Below are 20,293 nucleotides of genomic sequence, written 5' to 3'. Positions count from 1 at the left end.
AGGGATTATGTATAAAGATGCTATCTTACTAATATTTAATGACATTTGCCATTGCCATTGCCATTGCCGTTTGTGTTTAGGGGCATAATGGGGGCAGTAGTGATGGTAATCGGGCGTTTAACATTGCAACCTGATCAGCGTTCATACCAGCTATCCACTTCGAATATACCTCATAAACCATCTTAGCATTTTCATGGCCCATCTGACTCGCAATAAACGAAGGGTTAGCCCCGGTGGACAATAGCCAGCAGGCGTAAGTATGGCGCGACTGATAGGGTGGGCACCTCCTGATGCCGGATCGTTTCCAACTGCTTGCGATGGAACCCCGCGAAAAATAAGTGCTCCCATCCTTTGACTGTTTTCCTGGAACAAACACGAATCTGAGGCTTTGTTGTTCAGTGTGTCCATGCTCTCTATGATTGAAAACGATATCTGTCTTTTCCATATGCCCGGTAAGCCAAAGCAGCAGAGTACGCTGCAACAGCTGCAGTCAGAAAAGCCGCTGCAGATAAAGATGCTGCTCTACCGTCGTATAGCCAGTACAATACTGTGACGAATTTCGGCTCAGGTAAAAACGGGGCTGAACTGGCTGGCATTGACGTAATAATTAATGCGGCAAAAACTTAAAGATGAACAGGGGGAGGGAATCCTCCCCTATGTGTATTAATAGTTGTTATTCGCTCGACTGTTTTTTCTAACAAGTCGAAAGGTTATGATAATGAATAAACTATTCAGCAAGGCTGTAGTCAATAGAGTGAATAATGAATAGTAAATATCCCACTTCTCAATATCAATAAACCCATATTTATTTGACAGCCATGTGAACAATTGTTGCTCTGGTACTACCGCAAAAAATGCAATAAAAATGCAAGCATACGATAATAAATAAATATGCCATAACACTGTAAATTTCAAAGTATTCATCAGTACACCTGCACCGTGCCGAACGCGACGAGGTGCGTCCCGTTTATTCTAAATGTCGGCTGTCTTAAAATGGCTTCTCTCAATATGTTGTAATGAGTAGTGCTGACGAACGTTATACAGCCGTTGCTTACTCCTTTGTATCCCGCGGGATGCAGTCTGGAATTCCCTCTCTTTACTTCCTCGACGAACGTATAATCATCAATATTCGAGTCTTCACGATATAACGCGAACCAGTTGAAATAATTCGAGCCAGACGCTACCGAATATGCCACGTTTTTGATGAAATGCACCGCGCCGCTACCCGGTCTGGCGACAATATAGTATTTGCCGGGTGGAAGCGGCCCCTTCTCCGGAACGCCGGTTTTGCCCGGATTGTTTCTGTTCTCACCCGCGTTTCCAGAGTAAGCCGGAAAGAATCCCACGCAAGGGCAGCTCAGCGTCGACAGCTGTCCGCTATTGAGATGAAACGTGCAGCGGATCATCTGTCTTTCCATTCATCAGAAAAGATGATGTTGCCGTCGCAGTGCTTCCAGGTGATTTTCTCGTATCGTAGCGCAACGCTTTCGAGATGGTTATGCTTCTCGGTGGCAGGGGTCTTCACGTCGTGCATCATCGGGCAAATCGAGACGACTTTGACGTTCTCTAGCAGCATGTTGATGTATTCCACCTCCTGCCCGGCGTCATTAATGCGGTACCATTTGAACTTCGCACTTTTCAATGTCTGACCCTTTGCCACTGCTTTGTACAGATATGGGCTTGAGCTGTCGAACTCCTTTTCAAATACAAGAGCGCTATGTACGCGTGTGCCGGTGATCTTCCCTGTCATATTATCGGTCGGCAGATGTAGTCCATGACCGAACCCCAAAACCTCAATACTTCCTTCGCGATCTTGTACATCAACAGCGCTTTTGATATCTGCGCCGCCATCATCTTTCAGCCAAAGATATGCCGGGATTGCCATTTCAAAACTCCTTTTTTTATTAACGGTTCATATGCTAGAAACGTTAATAATCCCCTAATTATTAAGATTATTAGGCAAAATGTGTTATGCAAAATCTATATATTTCAGTTGGTTATTGATGAGGTTTGCAATATTGATTTTTTCAATTATCCGCATTGAACCGAATGGACGCAGAACTGTCACTACTCAGGCATTCTTGAGCGAGCTGGGAAAAGTGAACTGGAACTGGTCTCTGGGACAGGCCAACACCTGGATAGAAACGTATGTGACGACGTTCAAGGATGTTACTGACCACGAAGGCAAAGATCGTACTTTCCAGCTTTTCAATCCGAACGGAGGGCTATGAGATGGGTTTCCCTTCACCAGCTACCGATTACGTTGAGTGCGCGCTCTCACCTGCAGTTCTATGCAATATAGGGGCGGAAAGCAGAGTGCTTGAAACTGACGTCGGGTTTGCTGTCATTGAGCCTGCAACCAGAAAGACACCAGGTGACGTGCTGCTGATCCTATTCGATGGAAACACTCAGTTTGCAAAGCTTATGGGGGAGGTGCTTATCACAGACGATGGCGAAGCGATCGAAGGTACTGCTCTGGCTGAAGTTGAGGTGTTGGGACGTGTAACGTTTTTCATTAACCGTGCAACTGAAGATGATATCCCTGTCTAAAAAGCGGTGCGCACCGAAACTTTATGATTTTAAACACGAACATCATGAAGCAAGATCAGGAGCCGGTAAAACTGGGTGTTTCGAAACTGGAAGGAGCTACGCAAAGTGGGATTTTTGGGGGCAAATTTGGGGGCGAAAATTGCTTGGGGACAGGTTTTGGGGCAGTAAAATGACCAGTAATGACTCACATTGTCTTAATGGTGATTGTTCTAACTAATTGTTTATTTTATAAATTATTGATTCGCAAGAGAGATTTAAAATGCGCAAATAATTTTTAAGGTTTTTAGATTCGATCAGCAAAGTGTATCGCACTTCGGCCCGCCAGGTAAAAATGACTGCGGACAACTGGCGTAAATGTACACAATTGCGATGAAGGAATCGTCATACTGGTTGAATAAACACCAAAGGAAATGCCCGTTCAGTTAAGTTACGGGCTTTGATACATGATTACTTCAGGCTTACGTTTCGCAATATTTTCTGGCCTGCGACAGATTGTACTTTCCAGGTACCGTTTTCTTTCACCATGCAGTCTATTACTGTGTGTTTCTGTTCAGCGCCGAAAGAGACATAGACCTGTGTACATACGGGATCTAAGTCTGATGAGACGATCTCTATTTGCTGCCAGTCATCGTCAAAATCCTGGGCTTTGATGAACATATCAGAATCGGGTACATCTTCGGAGCCTGGGTCTGCTGTATTTGAGGTCTTTAACGCAGCAATGGTGTTTGCTGTAACGTAGGGCTGGAGTCCCTCATAATCAGCCAGTGGATTTTTCTCCTGTATTAACTGGGATATGTACCAGCGATTAAATGTTAAAGCTGTAGCTTCGGGTCCGCCGGGAGACAACGCCGCAAAAGCAGAAGAGCTGATTAACAAGCCAGCCAGTCTCGCACCCATCATAGCGTGTCTGCGTGCGTATTCTACGGTTGCGTGTTTATCCCAATTCATGGCATTTCCCTTGTATGCAAAATCGTTGGGTATAACATTACGCTGGAAATTCAATCACCTTTGTAATTATTTTTATTATGTTATTAACCAATATCGAAATTAATTATAAAGAAAACCTCATTAATTCACTTAACATATTACCCCCACAGAATGAGAACAACTGTCCCGGGCATGAGCGCTAAATCTGATGTTTTTTGAGCAATGCGCGCAACTGGTGGTAGGTCAGACCCAGCAATTCTGCTGCCCGTTTTTGATTAAATTTCGCCTGTTGCAGACTGATTTGCAGAAAGTCTTTCTCCTGCTGTTGCTGAAATTCGCGTAAATCCAGCGGCAATGATGGCACAGAAACGGGCGTTTCCGGCGGCGTCGGTTCGGGAGTGTCACGCTTAAACGGGTCGATGATAATTTCATCTAACGGATAATCGCTGCTGCCATGCCGATAAACCGAACGCTCAACCACGTTTTTCAGCTCACGAATATTTCCCGGCCAGCGGTACTGAAGCAGGGTTTCTCTCGCCCGCGCGGTAAAACCCGGGAAGAGGGGCAGATGAATCTCACGGCACATCTGAATGGCAAAGTGTTCGGCCATTAACATGATGTCGCTTTGACGCTGGCGTAAAGGGGGAAGCTGCACGACGTCGAAAGCGAGCCGGTCCAGCAGATCGGCGCGAAATGTCCCTTCGCTCACCATTTGCGGCAAATCGGCATTCGTCGCGCAGACCAGACGCACATTAACCTGCAACGGCTGGCTGCCGCCGACGCGCTCCAGTTCGCCGTATTCGATCACCCGCAGCAGTTTTTCCTGAACCAGCATGGGAGCGGTCGCCAGCTCATCCAAAAAGAGCGTACCGCCATCGGCGCGTTCAAAGCGCCCGGGATGACGTTTTTGCGCGCCGGTAAATGCGCCTGCCTCATGACCAAATAACTCGGAGTCGAGCAGGTTTTCATTGAGCGCGGCGCAGTTAAGGGAGATGAACGGCCCTTGCCAGCGCGTTGAGAGAAAATGCAGCCGGTTGGCGATCAGCTCTTTCCCTGTTCCGCGTTCGCCAATGATAAGCACGGGTTTATCCAGCGGCGCCAGATGGGAAACCTGCTCCAGCACTTCAAGAAAGCTGTTGGCTTCGCCGAGAAGGTTATCTTTGTATTCTGCCATGATGAGATTCACCACTTGTTAGTGTTATTCACCACTTTAGCCTATTTCTCTCGTGAGGTAAAATCGTACATTGTTTTAATAATCAATATATTAAAAAGTTGGCACGCAGATTGTATTAACCCTGTAGCAGGGCATAGCCCGATATCAGAACATACCGTGTGAGGATTGAATTATGGGTATTTTTTCTCGTTTTGCCGACATCGTGAACGCCAACATTAATGCGCTGCTGGAAAAAGCGGAAGATCCGCAAAAGCTGGTGCGCCTGATGATTCAGGAAATGGAAGATACGCTGGTGGAAGTCCGTTCTAATTCCGCGCGCGCGCTGGCAGAAAAGAAACAGTTATCCCGTCGCATTGAGCAGGCCGCCGCGCAGCAGGCGGAGTGGCAGGAGAAAGCCGAGCTGGCGCTGCGTAAAGACAAAGAGGATCTGGCGCGCGCCGCGCTGATTGAGAAACAAAAACTGACGGATTTGATCGCCACCCTCGATCAGGAAGCGGCACTGGTTGACGACACGCTGGTGCGGATGAAGAAAGAGATTGGCGAGCTGGAAAATAAACTCAGTGAAACCCGTGCCCGTCAGCAGGCATTGACGTTGCGCCACCAGGCGGCAAGCTCTTCCCGTGATGTTCGTCGTCAACTGGACAGCGGCAAACTGGATGAGGCTATGGCGCGTTTTGAATCGTTTGAACGCCGTATCGATCAGATGGAGGCGGAAGCGGAAAGCCAAAACTTTGGCAAGCAGAGAACCCTGGATCAGCAGTTTGCCGATCTGAAAGCAGATGATGAAATCAGCGAACAACTGGCGCAATTGAAAGCCAAAATGAAGCAAGATAACCAATAATAATACCTGGCGGCGCCCGAACGCGCCGCCGCTCATCACCTGTAAGGAGCACTCATGAGCGCGTTATTTCTGGCCATACCGTTAACCATTTTCGTGCTGTTCGTGTTACCGATTTGGTTATGGCTGCATTACAGCAACCGTTCCGGTCGGGGTGAACTGTCGCAAAGCGAACAGCAACGTTTAATGCAGCTAACCGACGAAGCGCAACGCATGCGCGAGCGTATTCAGGCGCTGGAAGCCATTCTTGACGCCGAACATCCGAACTGGAGGGATCGCTAATGGGAGGAATTAACCTGAACAAGAAATTATGGCGTATGCCGCAGCAGGGGATGGTGCGAGGGGTGTGTGCCGGTATCGCGCAGTACCTTGATGTACCGGTGAAACTGGTGCGTATCCTGGTGGTGTTATCGATCTTCTTTGGTCTGGCATTTTTCACCCTGGTGGCTTACATCATTCTCTCTTTTGTACTGGACCCGATGCCGGACAGCATGGCAACGGGCGAGCAACAGCCTTCCAGCGGTGAACTGTTAGATGCGGTGGATCGTGAACTGGCCGCAGGCGAAAAACGTTTACGCGAAATGGAGCGCTATGTGACCTCTGATACCTTCACGTTACGCAGCCGCTTCCGTCAATTGTAAGAGGACAGAGATGAATACTCGCTGGCAACGCGCCGGGCAAAAGGTGAAGCCGGGCTTTAAACTTGCAGGGAAGCTGGTTTTCCTGACCGCGTTACGCTACGGTCCCGCAGGCGTAGCGGGGTGGGCGGTGAAATCCGTGGCCCGGCGCCCGCTGAAGATGTTGCTGGCGGTGGCGCTTGAGCCTTTACTGAGCCGGGCAGCGGCTAAATTATCTCGGCGTTATACCGGAAATCATCCCTGACTACGATTCTGTGTACGCAGAGTAACACTTCGATTACATATTCCCCGGTAATTTGCGGCAGCTCACAAATACGATTTTTGGGCTGCCAAAATTCTTTTTTATCCCCCCTCTAAACCCGCTCGCCTGATTGACAGCTTATTTTTCACAGAGTAGTCTCTTCTTTCATGGGACCGCTACCACGGAAAGAAAAAGTGAGCCAAAAAATCCAGAAATACCTGCTTGAAGTTTATGGGAAAACATTTTCGCAACGCCACTACGACGTACTGGAAAGGCGTATTGAAAAATCACGTTCATTAATTAAAAAACAGCGTAAGTTGCATTGGGATGAAAGTGATGTTGTGCTTATTACCTATGCCGACCAATTTCACTGTAAGACGTCAAAACCGCTTCCCGCATTTAATCAGTTCTTCCGTGAACGGCTAAGCGCGAGTTTTTCTCATGTCCATCTGTTACCTTTTTATCCATGGTCATCTGATGATGGATTTTCGGTCATTGATTATCACCAGGTGGCGCAGGAAACAGGGGAGTGGAAAGATATCGGTGAACTGAATCAAACAAGTCAATTAATGTTTGATTTTGTCTGCAATCATATGTCTGCCAAAAGTAAATGGTTTAAAAACTATTTACAGCAAAAGCCGGGCTATGAGCATTTCTTTATTGAAATGGACCCTTCGACAGACCTGAGTGCAGTGACGCGTCCGCGCGCATTACCGTTACTGACGCCTTTTACATTGCACGATGGCACCGTCCGTCATTTATGGACGACATTCAGTGATGATCAGATTGACCTGAATTATGCTTGCCCTGACGTGCTGCTGGCGATGGTTGATGTTTTACTGACCTACCTCGAACAAGGGGCGGACTATATTCGTCTGGACGCCGTCGGGTTTATGTGGAAAGCACCGGGTACAACGTGTATTCACCTGGAAAAAACGCACCAGTTAATCAAGCTGTTCCGGGCTATTGCTGATGAGGTGGCACCGGGGACCGTCATCATTACTGAGACCAACGTTCCGCATCAGGATAACATTTCCTATCTGGGTAATGGCTATGATGAAGCGCACATGGTCTACCAGTTTTCTCTTCCGCCGCTGGTATTGCATGCTGTGCAACGCCAGGATACGCGTGCGTTGTGCGACTGGGCGAAAACGCTGTCGCTGCCATCCTCGAAAACGACCTGGTTTAACTTTCTGGCTTCCCATGACGGAATAGGCCTGAATCCATTACGCGGTATTTTGCCGGAAGAGGAAATACTGCAATTAGTTGAAGCATTGCAGCAGGAAGGGGCGTTAGTCAACTGGAAAAACAACCCGGACGGGAGTCGAAGCCCTTACGAAATCAATGTTACTTATATGGATGCGCTCAGCAAGCGCGACAGCAGTGATGATGAGAGACTCGCCCGGTTTATTTTAGCGCATGCCATATTGTTGAGTTTCCCTGGCGTACCTGCGGTATATATTCAAAGTATTCTGGGCTCTCGTAATGACTATGATGGTGTGGAACAACTGGGGTATAACCGCGCTATTAATCGTAAAAAATATGATCTGGCAACAATTGAATCGGCTTTAAACGATGACGACACGCTAAGACATAACGTCTTTCAGACATTATCAAAGCTTATTATTATACGTCGTCATAATAATGCCTTTCATCCGAACAGCGCTTTTGAAATAGAGAGTCTCACATCAGAAGTTATGCGAGTGACGCGTACAACAAAAGATGGCGAAGCCATTACTGCATTGTTTAATGTAAGCGATCAAATTCAAACTGTGAATATTTGTTGCTCGGGTGGTTATGACTTAATTAGTGAAAGTTATATCACCGGGGAAACATTAACGCTGCACCCATGGCAGGTTATGTGGATTAAAAAATAATAAGGAACATCTAATGCTTAAATCTAACGTTGTGCTGTTATCAGCACTGGTTTCCTGCGCCCTGATTTCAGGGTGCAAAGATGACAAACAATCTCATGTCTCCATTGAATTTATGCATTCGTCGGTGGAACAGGAGCGTCAGGCCGTTATTACAAAACTGATTACGCGTTTTGAGAAAGAAAATCCTGGAATCACCGTGAAACAGGTTCCTGTTGAGGAAGATGCCTATAACACCAAAGTGATCACGCTGGCGCGCAGCGGCTCGCTGCCGGAGGTTATTGAGACCAGCCATGATTACGCCAAAGTGATGGATAAAGAGCAACTGATCGACCGTGATGCTGTTGCGGATGTTATTCAGAACGTGGGTGAAAGCGCGTTTTATGACGGTGTGCTGCGCATTGTGCGTACTGAAGATAGCGCGGCGTGGACCGGCGTTCCGGTAAGTGCCTGGATTGGCGGTATCTGGTATCGCAAAGATGTTCTGGCGAAAGCCGGGCTGGAAGAGCCAAAAAACTGGCAGCAATTGCTGACCGTCGCGCAAAAACTCAACGATCCCGCCAGTAAGAAATACGGTATTGCGCTACCGACGGCGGAGAGCGTGCTGACTGAACAGTCTTTCTCGCAGTTTGCGTTGTCAAATCAGGCCAACGTCTTTGATGCACAAGGAAAAATAACCCTTGATACGCCAGAGATGGCGCAGGCGCTGGAATATTATCGTGCGCTGGCGGCAAATACGATGCCGGGTTCTAACGACATCATGGAAGTGAAAGACGCTTTCATGAACGGGACTGCACCAATGGCGATTTATTCCACCTATATCCTCCCGGCCGTCATTAAAGAAGGCGAACCGCAGAACGTGGGGTTTGTCGTTCCGACGGAAAAAACCTCTGCCGTCTATGGCATGTTGACTTCGCTGACCATCACCAGCGGACAGAAAGCGGAAGAGACGGAGGCGGCCGAGAAATTTGTCACCTTTATGGAGCAGGCGGACAACATTGCGGACTGGGTGATGATGTCTCCGGGAGCGGCACTGCCGGTCAACAAAGCCGTGGTGAACACGCCCGTGTGGAAGGAAAACGATGTGATCAACGCGCTTGGCGATCTGCCTTATCAGTTGATTGCAAAACTGCCTAATATCCAGGTGTTTGGCGCGGTGGGCGACAAGAACTTTACCCGTATGGGCGACGTGACGGGCTCTGGCGTGGTGAGTTCGCTGGTGCATAACGTGACGGTGGGTAACGCCAGCCTGTCTTCGGCCCTTAAGGAAAGCCAGAAAAAGCTGGATACCCTTGTTGAACAGCGCTAATGCGGAAAGAGGAAAGCAGTTATGACCAGGCTTTTTTCCGGTCGTTCCGATATGCCATTCGCGATGTTGCTGCTGGCGCCCAGTTTATTACTGCTGGGCGGTCTGGTGGCATGGCCGATGATATCGAATATCGAAATCAGTTTTTTGCGTTTGCCGCTTAATCCGCGAATTGCCTCAACGTTCGTGGGGTTTAGCAACTACATTAACATTCTCTCCGATCCTGGGTTCTGGCACGCGCTGTGGATGACGATCTGGTATACCGCGCTGGTTGTGGCCGGTAGTACCGCACTGGGGCTGGGCGTCGCGATGTTCTTTAACCGGGAGTTTCGCCTGCGTAAAACGGCACGTTCGTTGGTGATCCTCTCTTATGTGACGCCGTCCATCTCGCTGGTGTTCGCCTGGAAGTACATGTTCAACAACGGCTACGGCATTGTGAACTACCTCGGCGTGGATCTGCTGCATCTCTACGATCATGCGCCGCTGTGGTTCGACAATCCGGGCAGTAGTTTCGCGCTGGTGGTGTTGTTTGCAATCTGGCGTTACTTCCCGTATGCGTTCATTTCATTCCTGGCGATCTTACAGACTATCGATAAATCGCTGTATGAAGCAGCCGAAATGGATGGCGCGAATGCCTGGCAGCGATTTCGCATCGTAACGCTGCCCGCCATCATGCCGGTGCTGGCGACGGTCGTGACCTTACGCACCATCTGGATGTTCTACATGTTCGCCGATGTTTATCTGTTGACGACGAAGGTCGATATTCTCGGGGTGTATCTCTACAAAACAGCATTTGCATTTAATGACTTAGGTAAAGCAGTCGCCATTTCCGTGGTGCTCTTCATCATTATTTTTGCCGTCATCTTGCTGACCAGAAAACGGGTGAATCTCAATGGCAACAAATAAACGCAAACTTGAGCGTGTCGGCTTTTACTGTGGCCTGATCGTCTTTCTTCTCATCACGCTGTTTCCTTTCTTTGTGATGCTGATGACCTCGTTTAAAAGCGCGAAAGAGGCGATTTCACTGCATCCGACCCTTTTCCCGCAGCACTGGACGCTGGAACACTATATCGACATTTTTAATCCGCTGATTTTCCCGTTTGTCGATTATTTCCGCAACAGCATGGTGGTGTCGGTAGTGTCATCCGTTGTGGCCGTATTTTTGGGCACGCTTGGCGCGTACGCGCTGTCACGTCTGCGCTTTAAAGGTCGCATGACCATTAATGCCAGCTTTTACACCGTGTACATGTTCTCCGGCATTTTGCTGGTGGTGCCGTTGTTCAAAATCATCACTGCGTTAGGCATTTATGACACCGAAATGGCGCTCATTATCACGATGGTCACTCAGACGCTGCCGACTGCGGTGTTCATGCTGAAAAGCTACTTCGACACCATCCCGGATGAGATTGAAGAGGCCGCCATGATGGATGGCTTGAACCGTCTGCAAATTATTTTTCGCATTACCGTTCCGCTGGCGATGTCTGGCCTGGTCTCGGTGTTTGTCTACTGCTTTATGGTGGCCTGGAATGACTATCTGTTTGCGTCGATTTTTCTCTCCAGCGCCAGCAATTTCACCCTTCCGGTAGGGCTGAATACGCTGTTTAGCACGCCGGATTATATCTGGGGACGCATGATGGCGGCGTCGCTGGTAACGGCATTACCTGTCGTCATTATGTATGCGCTTTCCGAACGTTTTATTAAGAGTGGTTTGACCGCTGGTGGCGTGAAGGGCTAAGGCGGCCAGTTTAATTAAGGAGTTGTAAATGAAAAAGTTAGTTGCCACCGAACCGCGCGTTGCGGCGCTTGTGGAGTATGAAGATCGCGCGATTTTAGCCAACGAAGTGAAAATCCGCGTTCTGTTTGGCGCGCCGAAGCATGGTACTGAGGTGGTTGATTTCCGCGCTGCCAGCCCGTTCATTGATGAAGATTTTGATGCGCAATGGCAGATGTTTATGCCACGCCCGGAAGGCGCGCCGCGCGGTATCGAATTCGGTAAGTTCCAGCTCGGTAACATGGTGGTGGGCGACATTATCGAATGCGGCAGTGACGTGACGGACTATGCCGTGGGCGATCGCGTATGTGGTTATGGTCCGCTTTCTGAGACGGTCATCATCAACGCCGTTAATAACTATAAGCTGCGCAAAATGCCGGAAGGGTGTTCCTGGAAAAACGCAGTCTGCTATGACCCGGCACAATTCGCGATGAGCGGCGTGCGTGACGCGAATGTGCGCGTGGGTGACTTTGTCGTGATTGTCGGGCTGGGCGCGATTGGTCAGATTGCGGTGCAACTGGCGAAAAAAGCGGGAGCGTCAGTGGTTATCGGCGTAGACCCGATCGCTCACCGCTGTGATATTGCGCGTCGTCATGGCGCGGATTACTGCCTGAACCCGGTCGGCACGGATGTCGGTATGGAAATTAAAAAACTGACCGGGAAACAGGGCGCTGATGTGATCATCGAAACCTGTGGTTATGCTGACGCGTTACAGTCGGCGCTGCGCGGGCTGGCCTACGGCGGCACTATCTCCTATGTGGCTTTCGCTAAACCGTTTGCGGCGGGATTCAATCTCGGGCGTGAAGCGCACTTCAATAACGCCAAAATCGTTTTCGCTCGTGCCTGTAGTGAGCCGAACCCTGATTACCCGCGCTGGAACCGTAAGCGTATTGAAGAAACCTGCTGGGAATTGCTGATGAATGGTTATCTCGATTGCGAAGAGATTATCGACCCCATCGTAACGTTTGCCAACAGCCCGGAAAGCTATATGGAGTTTGTCGACAAGCACCCGGAAAAGAGCATCAAAATGGGCGTGACGTTTTAATTCTAAGGGAATGAATACTATGAAAATTGGAACTCAGAATCAGGCTTTCTTTCCAGAAAATATTCTGGATAAATTTCGCTATATCAAAGAGATGGGGTTTGACGGATTTGAGATCGACGGCAAATTGCTGGTCAATAACCTTGATGACGTCAAAGCGGCGATTAAAGAAACGGGTCTGCCTGTTACCACAGCCTGCGGTGGTTATGACGGCTGGATTGGCGATTTTATTGAAGAGCGCCGTCTGAACGGCCTGAAACAAATTGAACGCATTCTTGAAGCGCTGGCGGAAGTGGGCGGCAAAGGCATTATCGTGCCGGCCGCGTGGGGAATGTTTACCTTCCGTTTGCCGCCAATGGCCTCGCCGCGCAGCCTGGAAGGCGATCGCAAAGCGGTGAGCGACTCGCTGCGTTTCCTTGACAACGTGGCTGAGCGCACTGGAACGGTGGTGTACCTGGAACCGCTTAACCGCTACCAGGATCACATGATCAATACGCTTGCCGACGCTCGTCGCTATATCGTCGAAAACGATCTCAAACATGTAGAGATTATCGGTGATTTTTATCACATGAACATCGAAGAAGACGATATGGCGAAGGCGCTGCATGACAACCGGGATCTGCTCGGCCATGTGCATATTGCCGACAACCACCGCTATCAGCCGGGAACCGGCACCCTGAATTTCGGCGCGCTGTTTGAGCAGTTGCGGCAGGACAATTATCAGGGGTATGTGGTGTATGAAGGGCGGGTACGCGCAGATAATCTGCCGGAAGCCTACCGTCAGTCATTGGCCTGGTTGCGTACCTGCTAAGAGGGTTCCCGTGAAAAGTGCAATGACAAGCGCGCCGTTGCGTGTCGCCATCATTGGCGCCGGGCAGGTGGCGGATAAAGTTCATGCTTCGTACTACTGCACCCGCGAGGATCTGGAACTGGTGGCTGTCTGTGACAGCCGCCTGTCCCAGGCGCAAGCGTTGGCAGATAAATACGGTAATGCACAGGTCTGGGATGACCCAGAGAAGATGCTGCGCGACGCTCAGCCGGATATCGTCAGCGTCTGTTCGCCAAATCGTTTTCATTACGAACACACCATGCTGGCCCTGGAAGCCGGTTGTCATGTGATGTGCGAGAAGCCTCCCGCCATGACGCCAGAACAGGCGCTGGAGATGTGCAAAACCGCGCGACGAATGGGAAAGGTGCTGGCCTACGATTTTCATCATCGCTTTGCGCTGGACACGCAATTGTTGCGTGAACAGGTTGTGGCTGGCGTGCTGGGTGAAATCTATGTCACCAATGCCAGAGCCTTGCGCCGCTGCGGAGTGCCCGGCTGGGGTGTATTCACCAACAAAGCCTTGCAGGGCGGGGGGCCGTTGATCGATATCGGCGTGCATATGCTGGATGCGGCAATGTATGTCTTAGGGTTCCCGGCGGTTAAACGGGTTTGCGCGCACAGCTTTCAAAAAATCGGCACCTGCAAAAACAGCGGGCAGTTTGGTGAATGGGACCCGGCAACGTACACCGTTGAAGATGCGCTGTTCGGCACAATCGAATTTCACAATGGCGGCATCTTGCGGCTGGAAACCTCCTTTGCGCTCAACATTCCAGAGCAGTCGGTCATGAACGTGAATTTTTGCGGTGATAAGGCCGGAGCAACGCTTTTCCCGGTACAGGTTTACACCGACCGGGAGGGGGAGCTGGCGGTCCTGTTTCAGCGTGACGTTGCGGATGATCACCGCCATTTTCGGAGTATGGATGCTTTTGTCAATCATGTGAAAGGGGAGCCGGTGACGATCGCCGATGCAGAACAAGGTTTTGTCATTCAACAAATTGTGGCTGCGTTGTATCACTCTGCTGAAACAGGAACCTGCGTGGAATTATGATGAAGCCTGTAATGTTAACAGACCCGTTTTTTTGCCTGCACAGCCTGAATAAATATGCCTCACTTATGGCGTCAGGTAATGGTTATATGGGGATCCGCGCAAGCCACGAAGAAGCGTATACAGTACAGACTCGCGGCATGTTTCTGGCGGGTCTCTATCATCAGGCTGGCAAGGGAGAGATTAATGAACTGGTCAATCTCCCCGATGTGGTTGGCGTAGAGATAACGCTGAATGGCGATATTTTCTCCCTGCTGAGCGGCACAATTGAAAGCTGGCGGCGCGATGTGGATTTTGCCACCGGAGAGTTGCGCCGTTCGCTGATATGGCGCTCGCCTGGCGGCATGCGCTTTGCGATCGAAAGCCGCCGTTTTGCATCCGCAGAAAAGTTACCGCTGTTTGCGATGGAAATGACTATTACGCCGTTGGACGCCGACGCCACGCTTTCTCTCTCGACCGGTATTGACGCGACGATAACTAACCATGGCCGTCAGCATCTGGACGAAACACAGGTCAGAGTGTTCGGACAGCACCTTTTGCAGGGGGTCTATACGACTCAGGATGGCCGCAACGATATTTCCATTTCCGCTTTCTGCCGCGTGAAAGGCGATGTGCAACGTTGCTTTACGGCAAAAGATCGCCGCCTGATGCAGCACAACAGTTTGTGTGTAAAAGCGGGCCAGCGTATCACGCTGGAGAAATTGGTCTGGATTGAGTGGACATCTGAACGGAATACCTCGCCTGAAATCTGGGGGAGTCAGGCCCTTCGTCAACTGGAAGCCTGTGCTGAGCAGGGGTACGACGCGCTAAGAGCAGAAACCGCCGCTAACTGGCATCGCTGGTGGCAGCGTCGCCGTGTTCAGGTCAGCAGCGTGGCGCCTGGCGATCAGCGCGCGTTGGATTTCGCGCTCTATCACTTACGCATCATGACGCCGGTTCATGATGAGCGCAGCAGCATCGCGGCAAAAGGATTAACCGGAGAAGGTTACAAGGGCCACGTATTCTGGGATACCGAGGTTTTTCTGCTGCCGTTTCATCTGTTTACCGAGCCAGACACTGCCAGAGGCCTGTTACGTTACCGTTGGCATAACCTGTCCGGCGCGCGTGAGAAAGCGAGACGTAACGGCTGGCAAGGCGCGTTGTTTCCATGGGAAAGCGCGCGTAGCGGTGAAGAAGAGACGCCGGAGTTTGCGGCGATCAACATCCGTACTGGCCTGCGGCAAAAAGTGGCGTCGGCATTAGCGGAACACCATCTTGTCGCCGATATTGCCTGGGCTGTTATCGGCTACTGGCAAGCCACAGGCGACATGAGTTTTATGGCGCGTGAAGGTATGGCGCTGCTGCTGGAAACCGCCAAATTCTGGATAAGTCGTGCGGTTGACGTGAACGGACGTCTGGAGATTCATGACGTTATTGGCCCGGATGAGTACACCGAGCACGTTAATAACAATGCCTTCACCAACTACATGGCCTGGTACAACGTGGAGCAGGCGCTGCGTTTTGCGCGTGCGCAGGGTTGTGCTGACGACACGTTTATTTATCGTGCGGAATACTTTTTGCAGAAACTTTGGCGGCCTGACATTCAGCAGGATGGCATTTTGCCGCAGGATGATGCGTTTCTCAGCAAACCGGTTATCGATTTAGCGAAATATAAAGCCAATGCGGGCAAGCAGACGATCCTGCTTGATTATTCACGCGCTGAAGTTAATGAGATGCAAATTCTCAAGCAGGCGGACGTGGTAATGCTGATGTATATGCTGCCGGATCTGTTTACGCCGCAGACATGCCTGGCGAACCTGCGCTTTTATGAGGCGCGCACGATTCATGACTCCTCTCTGAGTAAAGCGATCCACGGTATCGTGGCGGCGCGCTGTAAAGATCCAGAAATGGGGTATCAGTTCTGGCGCGATGGGGGGCAAATCGATCTTGGCGACGATCCGCACAGTTGCGATGACGGCATTCATGCCGCAGCGACAGGGGCTATCTGGCTGGGCGCGATACAAGGATTTGCAGGGTTAAGCGTGCGTCATGGCGAACTGCATCTGCATCCGGCGCTCCCGGCGCAGTGGAAACGCCTCGCTTTTCCGTTGCAGTGGCAGGGCAGAGAACTGTTTATCACCATGGATGCAGATAACATCAGCATCACCAGCATCGGCCCCGTCGATGTGTGGATTTGCAACCGCAAGGTTACTGTCGACGGTGAGCGGTCATTCAAATGCAGTGACGTTATTTTACCTGTTAATGGGACCGCTACCAGGGAGGGGAAATGAAACCTCAGGCCATCATTTTTGATTTAGACGGCGTGATTACTGATACCGCGCACCTGCATTTTCTGGCGTGGAAACAGATAGCCGATGAGACGGGGATCGTGATTGATGAGGCGTTCAATGAACGTTTGAAAGGCATTAGCCGTAATGAATCGTTGTGTCGCATTTTGCAGCATGGCGGTAAAGAAGGGGTGTTTACCGATGCTGAATGTTTGCAGCTAGCTGCGCGTAAAAATGCCCTGTACGTTCACGCTCTGCGCCAGTTAACGACCGACTCTGTCCTGCCCGGTATTCGGGCGTTATTGACCTCGCTGCATGAATTACAGATTCCGGTAGGGCTGGCATCCGTCTCTCTCAATGCCCCTGCAATCTTACAGGCGCTGGAGATTGCTGACTTTTTTGATTTTTGTGCAGACGCAGCGCACATATCCCGCTCGAAACCGGATCCTGAGATTTTTCTTGCCGCCTGCAACGGTCTTGGGGTGAGGCCTGATGCGTGCATCGGTATTGAAGATGCACAGGCGGGTATTGATGCCATCAATGCCTGCGGTATGCATTCTGTCGGTATAGGTCCGGGGTTAACCGGCGCGGAGTTACATCTTCCTTCAACGGAATTTCTGACGTGGCCGTGCTTATCGGCTTTCTGGCTAAACGCAAAGTAAAGGAATCAATATGGCACAGCTTTCGTTGCAACATATCCAAAAAATATACGATAACCAGGTGCATGTGGTTAAAGACTTTAACCTGGAGATTGAGGATAAAGAGTTCATCGTTTTTGTCGGTCCGTCGGGCTGCGGCAAATCCACCACGCTACGCATGATTGCGGGGCTGGAAGAGATCAGCGCCGGTGAATTATTGATCGACGGTAAGCGGATGAATGATGTACCGGCAAAAGCGCGCAATATTGCCATGGTCTTTCAGAATTACGCCTTATATCCGCACATGACCGTTTACGACAACATGGCGTTTGGGCTGAAAATGCAAAAGATGGACCCGGGCATTATTGATGAACGCGTGAACTGGGCGGCGCAAATTCTTGGATTGCGGGATTACCTGAAACGCAAACCGGGCGCGCTTTCCGGCGGACAGCGTCAGCGTGTTGCGCTTGGGCGCGCCATCGTTCGTGAAGCGGGTGTGTTCCTGATGGATGAACCGTTGTCTAACCTGGATGCAAAATTACGTGTCCAGATGCGCGCAGAGATCAGTAAGCTGCACCAGAAGCTGAATACCACCATGATTTACGTTACGCACGATCAGACTGAAGCCATGACGATGGCAACGCGAATCGTCATTATGAAAGATGGCATTGTTCAGCAGGTCGGTGCGCCTAAGATGGTATATAACCATCCGGCCAATATGTTTGTCGCAGGATTTATTGGTTCTCCTGCAATGAACTTTATTCGTGGTGCAATTGATGGCGATAAATTCGTTACCGAAACGCTGAAATTAACAATCCCGGATGACAAGCTGAACGCGTTAATAAAACAAGGCCACGAGCATAAAGCGGTGGTAATGGGGATTCGCCCGGAGGATATCCATCCTGAAAAACAGGATGGTAATAGCATAACGGCGCGTATTAGCGTGGCTGAATTAACCGGTGCGGAATTTATGCTTTATATCACCGTTGGGGGGCACGAGCTGGTCGTCCGTGCCGGGGCGATTAACGATTATTCTGCGGGAGAAAATATCACCATACATTTTGATATGGCGAAATGCCATTTCTTTGATGCTGAAACCGAACTGGCTATTCAATAAATAATTCCTCCGGGGGAATTATCCCCCGGTAGCAGGTGCATTTTTTTGTCGGTATTTTAACAAGGAATAAAAATGAAAACCTTACTGTACTCTACTGCGCTGGTCATATGCGCAGGAATGGCTTGCGCGCAGGCCGCTGAAAACAATGACTGGCATTTTAATATCGGTGCTATGTATGAAATAGAAAACGTCGAAGGCTATGGTGAAGATATGGATGGGCTGGGTGAACCGTCCATCTATTTTAATGCGGCAACCGGTCCGTGGAAAATTTCACTGGCGTATTATCAGGAAGGACCTTTCGATTATAGTGCCGGTAAACGCGGTACATGGTTTGATCGCCCGGAACTGGAAGTTCGTTATCAATTCCTCGAAAGCGATGATGTTAATTTCGGTTTAACCGGCGGTTTTCGTAACTATGGCTACCATTACGTAAATGAAGTGGGTAAAGACACCGTCAATATGCAACGCTGGAAAGTACAGCCGGACTGGGATGTGAAACTGACCGACGATTTACGTTTCAGCGGCTGGCTGGCGATGTATCAATTCGTCAATGACCTGAGTATCACCGGCTACTCAGACAGTCGTGTCGAAAGTGAAACCGGCCTGAATTACACTTTTAATGAAACGGTTGGTCTGACGGTGAATTATTACCTGGAACGTGGCTTCAATCTTGCCGAAAACCGTGATAACGGTGAATTCTCCACACAGGAAATCCGTGCCTATTTACCGATAGCATTAGGCAATACCACCCTCACGCCTTATACCCGTATCGGTCTGGATCGCTGGTCCAACTGGGACTGGCAGGATGATCCTGAGCGTGAAGGTCACGACTTTAACCGTCTCGGTTTGCTTTATGCGTATGATTTCCAGAATGGGTTATCAATGTCGCTGGAATATGCCTTTGAGTGGGAAGATCACGACGAAGGTGAGAGTGACAAATTCCATTATGCGGGGATCGGCATCAACTACGCGTTCTAAAATGTACTGGGGCATATTCATGCCCCAGTTTTTAAGCGAGGGAGCCGGCTAATGATATTTGCGTTTTTACGATAATATTTTGCAGGCCTTTCTTGCCGGCAATCAGGTTAAATAACAGATTACAACTTTGCTCGCCTAATTCCTGCGTGGGAACGTCAATGCCGCCTGGGGCGGGAGTCAGCATAAACGAGAGCAGTTCATTACTGTAACCGACAACGGCGAGTTGTTGTGGAATCGCGATATTTTTCTCTGCCGCCACCCGGTATAAACTCATTAACTTTAAGCTGTCTGTTGCGAAAACGGCATTTGGCAATGGGGTCTGGCTTAACAGTTTTCTGGCGGCCAGTAGCGCGCTTTCATGCGTGTATCCACCATCAACGATCCATTCATCACGGCACTGGATTTTATGGACTTCCAGACTGGCTTTATAACCATTAACACGGTCGATGGAAACATGGAAATCAAGTGGCGCATGCAGACAGGCAATATGCTGATGACCACTGTCAATTAATGCATTTGTGAGTTGAATACTGTCCTGGAAATTATCCGTATCGACAGAGTAAACATGAGCGTATTCGCCTTCCACTTTGCCAATGACGACAACAGGAACATCATACTTATTCAGACGCGCAAAGAAGAACTCATCCGCCGGGGAACTCAGCATAATAATGCCTTTGATCATTTTCTGCTTAATTTTGCTTTCGCATTTTTGCAAGTCATCTTCCGTACTGCGGGAGGTCTGTAATATGACATCAAAACCTTCCTCTTCGGCCTTTGCCGTAATCGCATGCAGAACTTCAGAGAAAAAAGGATTACCGACCGTTGTTTTTGCTGAACGAGTAGAAATAACCATAATGGCGTCAAACCCGGAAGAGGTCAGGGCGCGCGCCAGTTTATTCGGTTGGTATTGCAGTTCATCAATGGCGCGTAATACTTTCTCCCGTGCTTCCGGGGAGATATTGGTTTGTTTATTCAGCACGCGCGATACCGTGGATTTTGATACTCCGGCGACGCGCGCGATATCATAAATAGTAGGGGACATAGTCGGGGGAACTCCG

22 protein-coding genes and 1 pseudogene are annotated in these 20,293 nt (G+C 49.8%); 17 read left to right on the top strand and 6 right to left on the bottom strand.

Going from position 1 to position 20,293, the window contains the following annotated elements; all coding sequences use genetic code 11:
* Positions 1 to 76 precede the first annotated feature (76 nt).
* From OGV79_RS15725 to OGV79_RS15715, 3 genes and pseudogenes are all read right to left on the bottom strand, one after another.
* Positions 77 to 457: pseudogene (locus OGV79_RS15725) on the bottom strand (tyrosine-type recombinase/integrase); the annotation flags it as partial.
* Positions 458 to 923: 466 nt separating this feature from the next.
* Positions 924 to 1,406, bottom strand: a complete 483-nt coding sequence (locus tag OGV79_RS15720) for a DUF2778 domain-containing protein (RefSeq protein ID WP_286468690.1) — start codon at positions 1,404 to 1,406, stop codon at positions 924 to 926.
* Entirely contained in the window at positions 1,403 to 1,885 is a 483-nt protein-coding gene (locus OGV79_RS15715; protein WP_071258395.1) for an Hcp family type VI secretion system effector, read from the bottom strand. Before OGV79_RS15715 ends, OGV79_RS15720 begins: the two co-directional genes overlap by 4 nt.
* Before the next feature lie 118 nt (positions 1,886 to 2,003).
* Between OGV79_RS15715 and OGV79_RS15710 the strand changes: the two genes are divergently transcribed.
* Both OGV79_RS15710 and OGV79_RS15705 read left to right on the top strand, forming a co-directional pair.
* Positions 2,004 to 2,231, top strand: a complete 228-nt coding sequence (locus OGV79_RS15710) for a DNA polymerase V (protein WP_081353206.1) — start codon at positions 2,004 to 2,006, stop codon at positions 2,229 to 2,231.
* 85 nt (positions 2,232 to 2,316) lie between these two features.
* Complete coding sequence (locus OGV79_RS15705) at positions 2,317 to 2,550, top strand: hypothetical protein (protein WP_369701094.1); 234 nt, start codon at positions 2,317 to 2,319, stop codon at positions 2,548 to 2,550.
* Between the two features lie 447 nt (positions 2,551 to 2,997).
* Here OGV79_RS15705 and OGV79_RS15700 read toward each other — a convergent pair whose 3' ends face one another.
* Together OGV79_RS15700 and pspF are read right to left on the bottom strand one after the other, a co-directional pair.
* Entirely contained in the window at positions 2,998 to 3,498 is a 501-nt protein-coding gene (locus OGV79_RS15700; RefSeq protein WP_233596873.1) for a DUF3828 domain-containing protein, read from the bottom strand.
* A 178-nt stretch (positions 3,499 to 3,676) separates the two neighbouring features.
* Complete coding sequence (pspF, locus tag OGV79_RS15695; RefSeq protein WP_199972032.1) at positions 3,677 to 4,651, bottom strand: phage shock protein operon transcriptional activator; 975 nt, start codon at positions 4,649 to 4,651, stop codon at positions 3,677 to 3,679.
* Between the two features lie 172 nt (positions 4,652 to 4,823).
* On the opposite strand from pspF, the gene pspA reads away from it, so the two are divergent.
* From pspA to OGV79_RS15620, 15 genes are all read left to right on the top strand, one after another.
* Positions 4,824 to 5,492, top strand: a complete 669-nt coding sequence (gene pspA / locus OGV79_RS15690; RefSeq protein ID WP_012132265.1) for a phage shock protein PspA — start codon at positions 4,824 to 4,826, stop codon at positions 5,490 to 5,492.
* 54 nt (positions 5,493 to 5,546) lie between these two features.
* Positions 5,547 to 5,771 carry an envelope stress response membrane protein PspB gene (gene pspB, locus OGV79_RS15685; RefSeq protein WP_012132266.1) on the top strand — a complete coding sequence of 75 codons (225 nt, stop codon included), beginning with the start codon at positions 5,547 to 5,549 and terminating at the stop codon, positions 5,769 to 5,771.
* Positions 5,771 to 6,130 carry an envelope stress response membrane protein PspC gene (gene pspC, locus OGV79_RS15680; protein ID WP_012132267.1) on the top strand — a complete coding sequence of 120 codons (360 nt, stop codon included), beginning with the start codon at positions 5,771 to 5,773 and terminating at the stop codon, positions 6,128 to 6,130. Before pspB ends, pspC begins: the two co-directional genes overlap by 1 nt.
* Positions 6,131 to 6,140: 10 nt before the next feature.
* Entirely contained in the window at positions 6,141 to 6,371 is a 231-nt protein-coding gene (pspD, locus tag OGV79_RS15675; protein WP_286468689.1) for a phage shock protein PspD, read from the top strand.
* A 164-nt stretch (positions 6,372 to 6,535) separates the two neighbouring features.
* Entirely contained in the window at positions 6,536 to 8,245 is a 1,710-nt protein-coding gene (locus OGV79_RS15670) for a sugar phosphorylase (protein ID WP_286468688.1), read from the top strand.
* A 13-nt stretch (positions 8,246 to 8,258) separates the two neighbouring features.
* On the top strand, positions 8,259 to 9,551 hold the full coding sequence (locus OGV79_RS15665) for an ABC transporter substrate-binding protein (protein WP_071258387.1): 1,293 nt from the start codon (positions 8,259 to 8,261) through the stop codon (positions 9,549 to 9,551).
* A gap of 21 nt (positions 9,552 to 9,572) precedes the next feature.
* Positions 9,573 to 10,454 carry a carbohydrate ABC transporter permease gene (locus OGV79_RS15660; RefSeq protein WP_286468687.1) on the top strand — a complete coding sequence of 294 codons (882 nt, stop codon included), beginning with the start codon at positions 9,573 to 9,575 and terminating at the stop codon, positions 10,452 to 10,454.
* A complete protein-coding gene (locus OGV79_RS15655; RefSeq protein ID WP_071258384.1) occupies positions 10,441 to 11,283 on the top strand; it encodes a carbohydrate ABC transporter permease in 843 nt (280 codons plus the stop codon). The genes OGV79_RS15660 and OGV79_RS15655 overlap by 14 nt, the downstream gene beginning before the upstream one ends.
* A gap of 28 nt (positions 11,284 to 11,311) precedes the next feature.
* Positions 11,312 to 12,364, top strand: a complete 1,053-nt coding sequence (gene ycjQ / locus OGV79_RS15650; protein ID WP_071258382.1) for a D-guloside 3-dehydrogenase — start codon at positions 11,312 to 11,314, stop codon at positions 12,362 to 12,364.
* Positions 12,365 to 12,383: 19 nt separating this feature from the next.
* Positions 12,384 to 13,172, top strand: coding sequence for a 3-dehydro-D-guloside 4-epimerase (gene ycjR, locus OGV79_RS15645; RefSeq protein WP_115181601.1), 789 nt, complete (start codon positions 12,384 to 12,386; stop codon positions 13,170 to 13,172).
* Positions 13,173 to 13,182: 10 nt separating this feature from the next.
* Complete coding sequence (gene ycjS / locus OGV79_RS15640; protein ID WP_286468686.1) at positions 13,183 to 14,238, top strand: D-glucoside 3-dehydrogenase; 1,056 nt, start codon at positions 13,183 to 13,185, stop codon at positions 14,236 to 14,238.
* On the top strand, positions 14,235 to 16,505 hold the full coding sequence (locus OGV79_RS15635) for a glycoside hydrolase family 65 protein (protein ID WP_286468685.1): 2,271 nt from the start codon (positions 14,235 to 14,237) through the stop codon (positions 16,503 to 16,505). The genes ycjS and OGV79_RS15635 overlap by 4 nt, the downstream gene beginning before the upstream one ends.
* Complete coding sequence (gene pgmB / locus OGV79_RS15630) at positions 16,502 to 17,164, top strand: beta-phosphoglucomutase (RefSeq protein WP_071258378.1); 663 nt, start codon at positions 16,502 to 16,504, stop codon at positions 17,162 to 17,164. The genes OGV79_RS15635 and pgmB overlap by 4 nt, the downstream gene beginning before the upstream one ends.
* A gap of 10 nt (positions 17,165 to 17,174) precedes the next feature.
* On the top strand, positions 17,175 to 18,257 hold the full coding sequence (locus OGV79_RS15625; protein WP_286468684.1) for an ABC transporter ATP-binding protein: 1,083 nt from the start codon (positions 17,175 to 17,177) through the stop codon (positions 18,255 to 18,257).
* A gap of 72 nt (positions 18,258 to 18,329) precedes the next feature.
* The gene (locus OGV79_RS15620) at positions 18,330 to 19,235 is read left to right on the top strand and encodes an OmpG family monomeric porin (protein WP_286468683.1); all 906 of its coding nucleotides are present in this window, start codon (positions 18,330 to 18,332) and stop codon (positions 19,233 to 19,235) included.
* Positions 19,236 to 19,266: 31 nt separating this feature from the next.
* On the opposite strand, the gene OGV79_RS15615 is transcribed toward OGV79_RS15620, so the two are convergent.
* Complete coding sequence (locus OGV79_RS15615) at positions 19,267 to 20,277, bottom strand: LacI family DNA-binding transcriptional regulator (RefSeq protein ID WP_110494219.1); 1,011 nt, start codon at positions 20,275 to 20,277, stop codon at positions 19,267 to 19,269.
* Positions 20,278 to 20,293 lie beyond the last annotated feature (16 nt).

The sequence above is a fragment of the Citrobacter sp. CK185 genome (genome assembly GCF_030333565.1).
GTDB classification, from domain to species: Bacteria; Pseudomonadota; Gammaproteobacteria; order Enterobacterales; family Enterobacteriaceae; genus Citrobacter_B; species Citrobacter_B koseri.
This window is presented reverse-complemented; position numbering and strand designations above follow the sequence as displayed.

Bases quoted from the DNA above. Each gene is read 5' to 3' on its own strand.
- pgmB (WP_071258378.1), top strand. From the start codon at position 16,502: ATGAAACCTCAGGCCATCATTTTTGATTTAGACGGCGTGATTACTGAT.
- ycjQ (WP_071258382.1), top strand. From the start codon at position 11,312: ATGAAAAAGTTAGTTGCCACCGAACCGCGCGTTGCGGCGCTTGTGGAG.
- OGV79_RS15700 (WP_233596873.1), bottom strand. From the start codon at position 3,498: ATGAATTGGGATAAACACGCAACCGTAGAATACGCACGCAGACACGCT.
- pspA (WP_012132265.1), top strand. From the start codon at position 4,824: ATGGGTATTTTTTCTCGTTTTGCCGACATCGTGAACGCCAACATTAAT.
- OGV79_RS15660 (WP_286468687.1), top strand. From the start codon at position 9,573: ATGACCAGGCTTTTTTCCGGTCGTTCCGATATGCCATTCGCGATGTTG.
- pspD (WP_286468689.1), top strand. From the start codon at position 6,141: ATGAATACTCGCTGGCAACGCGCCGGGCAAAAGGTGAAGCCGGGCTTT.
- OGV79_RS15635 (WP_286468685.1), top strand. From the start codon at position 14,235: ATGATGAAGCCTGTAATGTTAACAGACCCGTTTTTTTGCCTGCACAGC.
- OGV79_RS15710 (WP_081353206.1), top strand. From the start codon at position 2,004: ATGAGGTTTGCAATATTGATTTTTTCAATTATCCGCATTGAACCGAAT.
- OGV79_RS15655 (WP_071258384.1), top strand. From the start codon at position 10,441: ATGGCAACAAATAAACGCAAACTTGAGCGTGTCGGCTTTTACTGTGGC.
- pspB (WP_012132266.1), top strand. From the start codon at position 5,547: ATGAGCGCGTTATTTCTGGCCATACCGTTAACCATTTTCGTGCTGTTC.
- pspC (WP_012132267.1), top strand. From the start codon at position 5,771: ATGGGAGGAATTAACCTGAACAAGAAATTATGGCGTATGCCGCAGCAG.
- OGV79_RS15715 (WP_071258395.1), bottom strand. From the start codon at position 1,885: ATGGCAATCCCGGCATATCTTTGGCTGAAAGATGATGGCGGCGCAGAT.
- ycjR (WP_115181601.1), top strand. From the start codon at position 12,384: ATGAAAATTGGAACTCAGAATCAGGCTTTCTTTCCAGAAAATATTCTG.
- OGV79_RS15620 (WP_286468683.1), top strand. From the start codon at position 18,330: ATGAAAACCTTACTGTACTCTACTGCGCTGGTCATATGCGCAGGAATG.
- pspF (WP_199972032.1), bottom strand. From the start codon at position 4,651: ATGGCAGAATACAAAGATAACCTTCTCGGCGAAGCCAACAGCTTTCTT.
- OGV79_RS15615 (WP_110494219.1), bottom strand. From the start codon at position 20,277: ATGTCCCCTACTATTTATGATATCGCGCGCGTCGCCGGAGTATCAAAA.
- OGV79_RS15720 (WP_286468690.1), bottom strand. From the start codon at position 1,406: ATGATCCGCTGCACGTTTCATCTCAATAGCGGACAGCTGTCGACGCTG.
- OGV79_RS15670 (WP_286468688.1), top strand. From the start codon at position 6,536: ATGGGACCGCTACCACGGAAAGAAAAAGTGAGCCAAAAAATCCAGAAA.
- OGV79_RS15625 (WP_286468684.1), top strand. From the start codon at position 17,175: ATGGCACAGCTTTCGTTGCAACATATCCAAAAAATATACGATAACCAG.
- OGV79_RS15665 (WP_071258387.1), top strand. From the start codon at position 8,259: ATGCTTAAATCTAACGTTGTGCTGTTATCAGCACTGGTTTCCTGCGCC.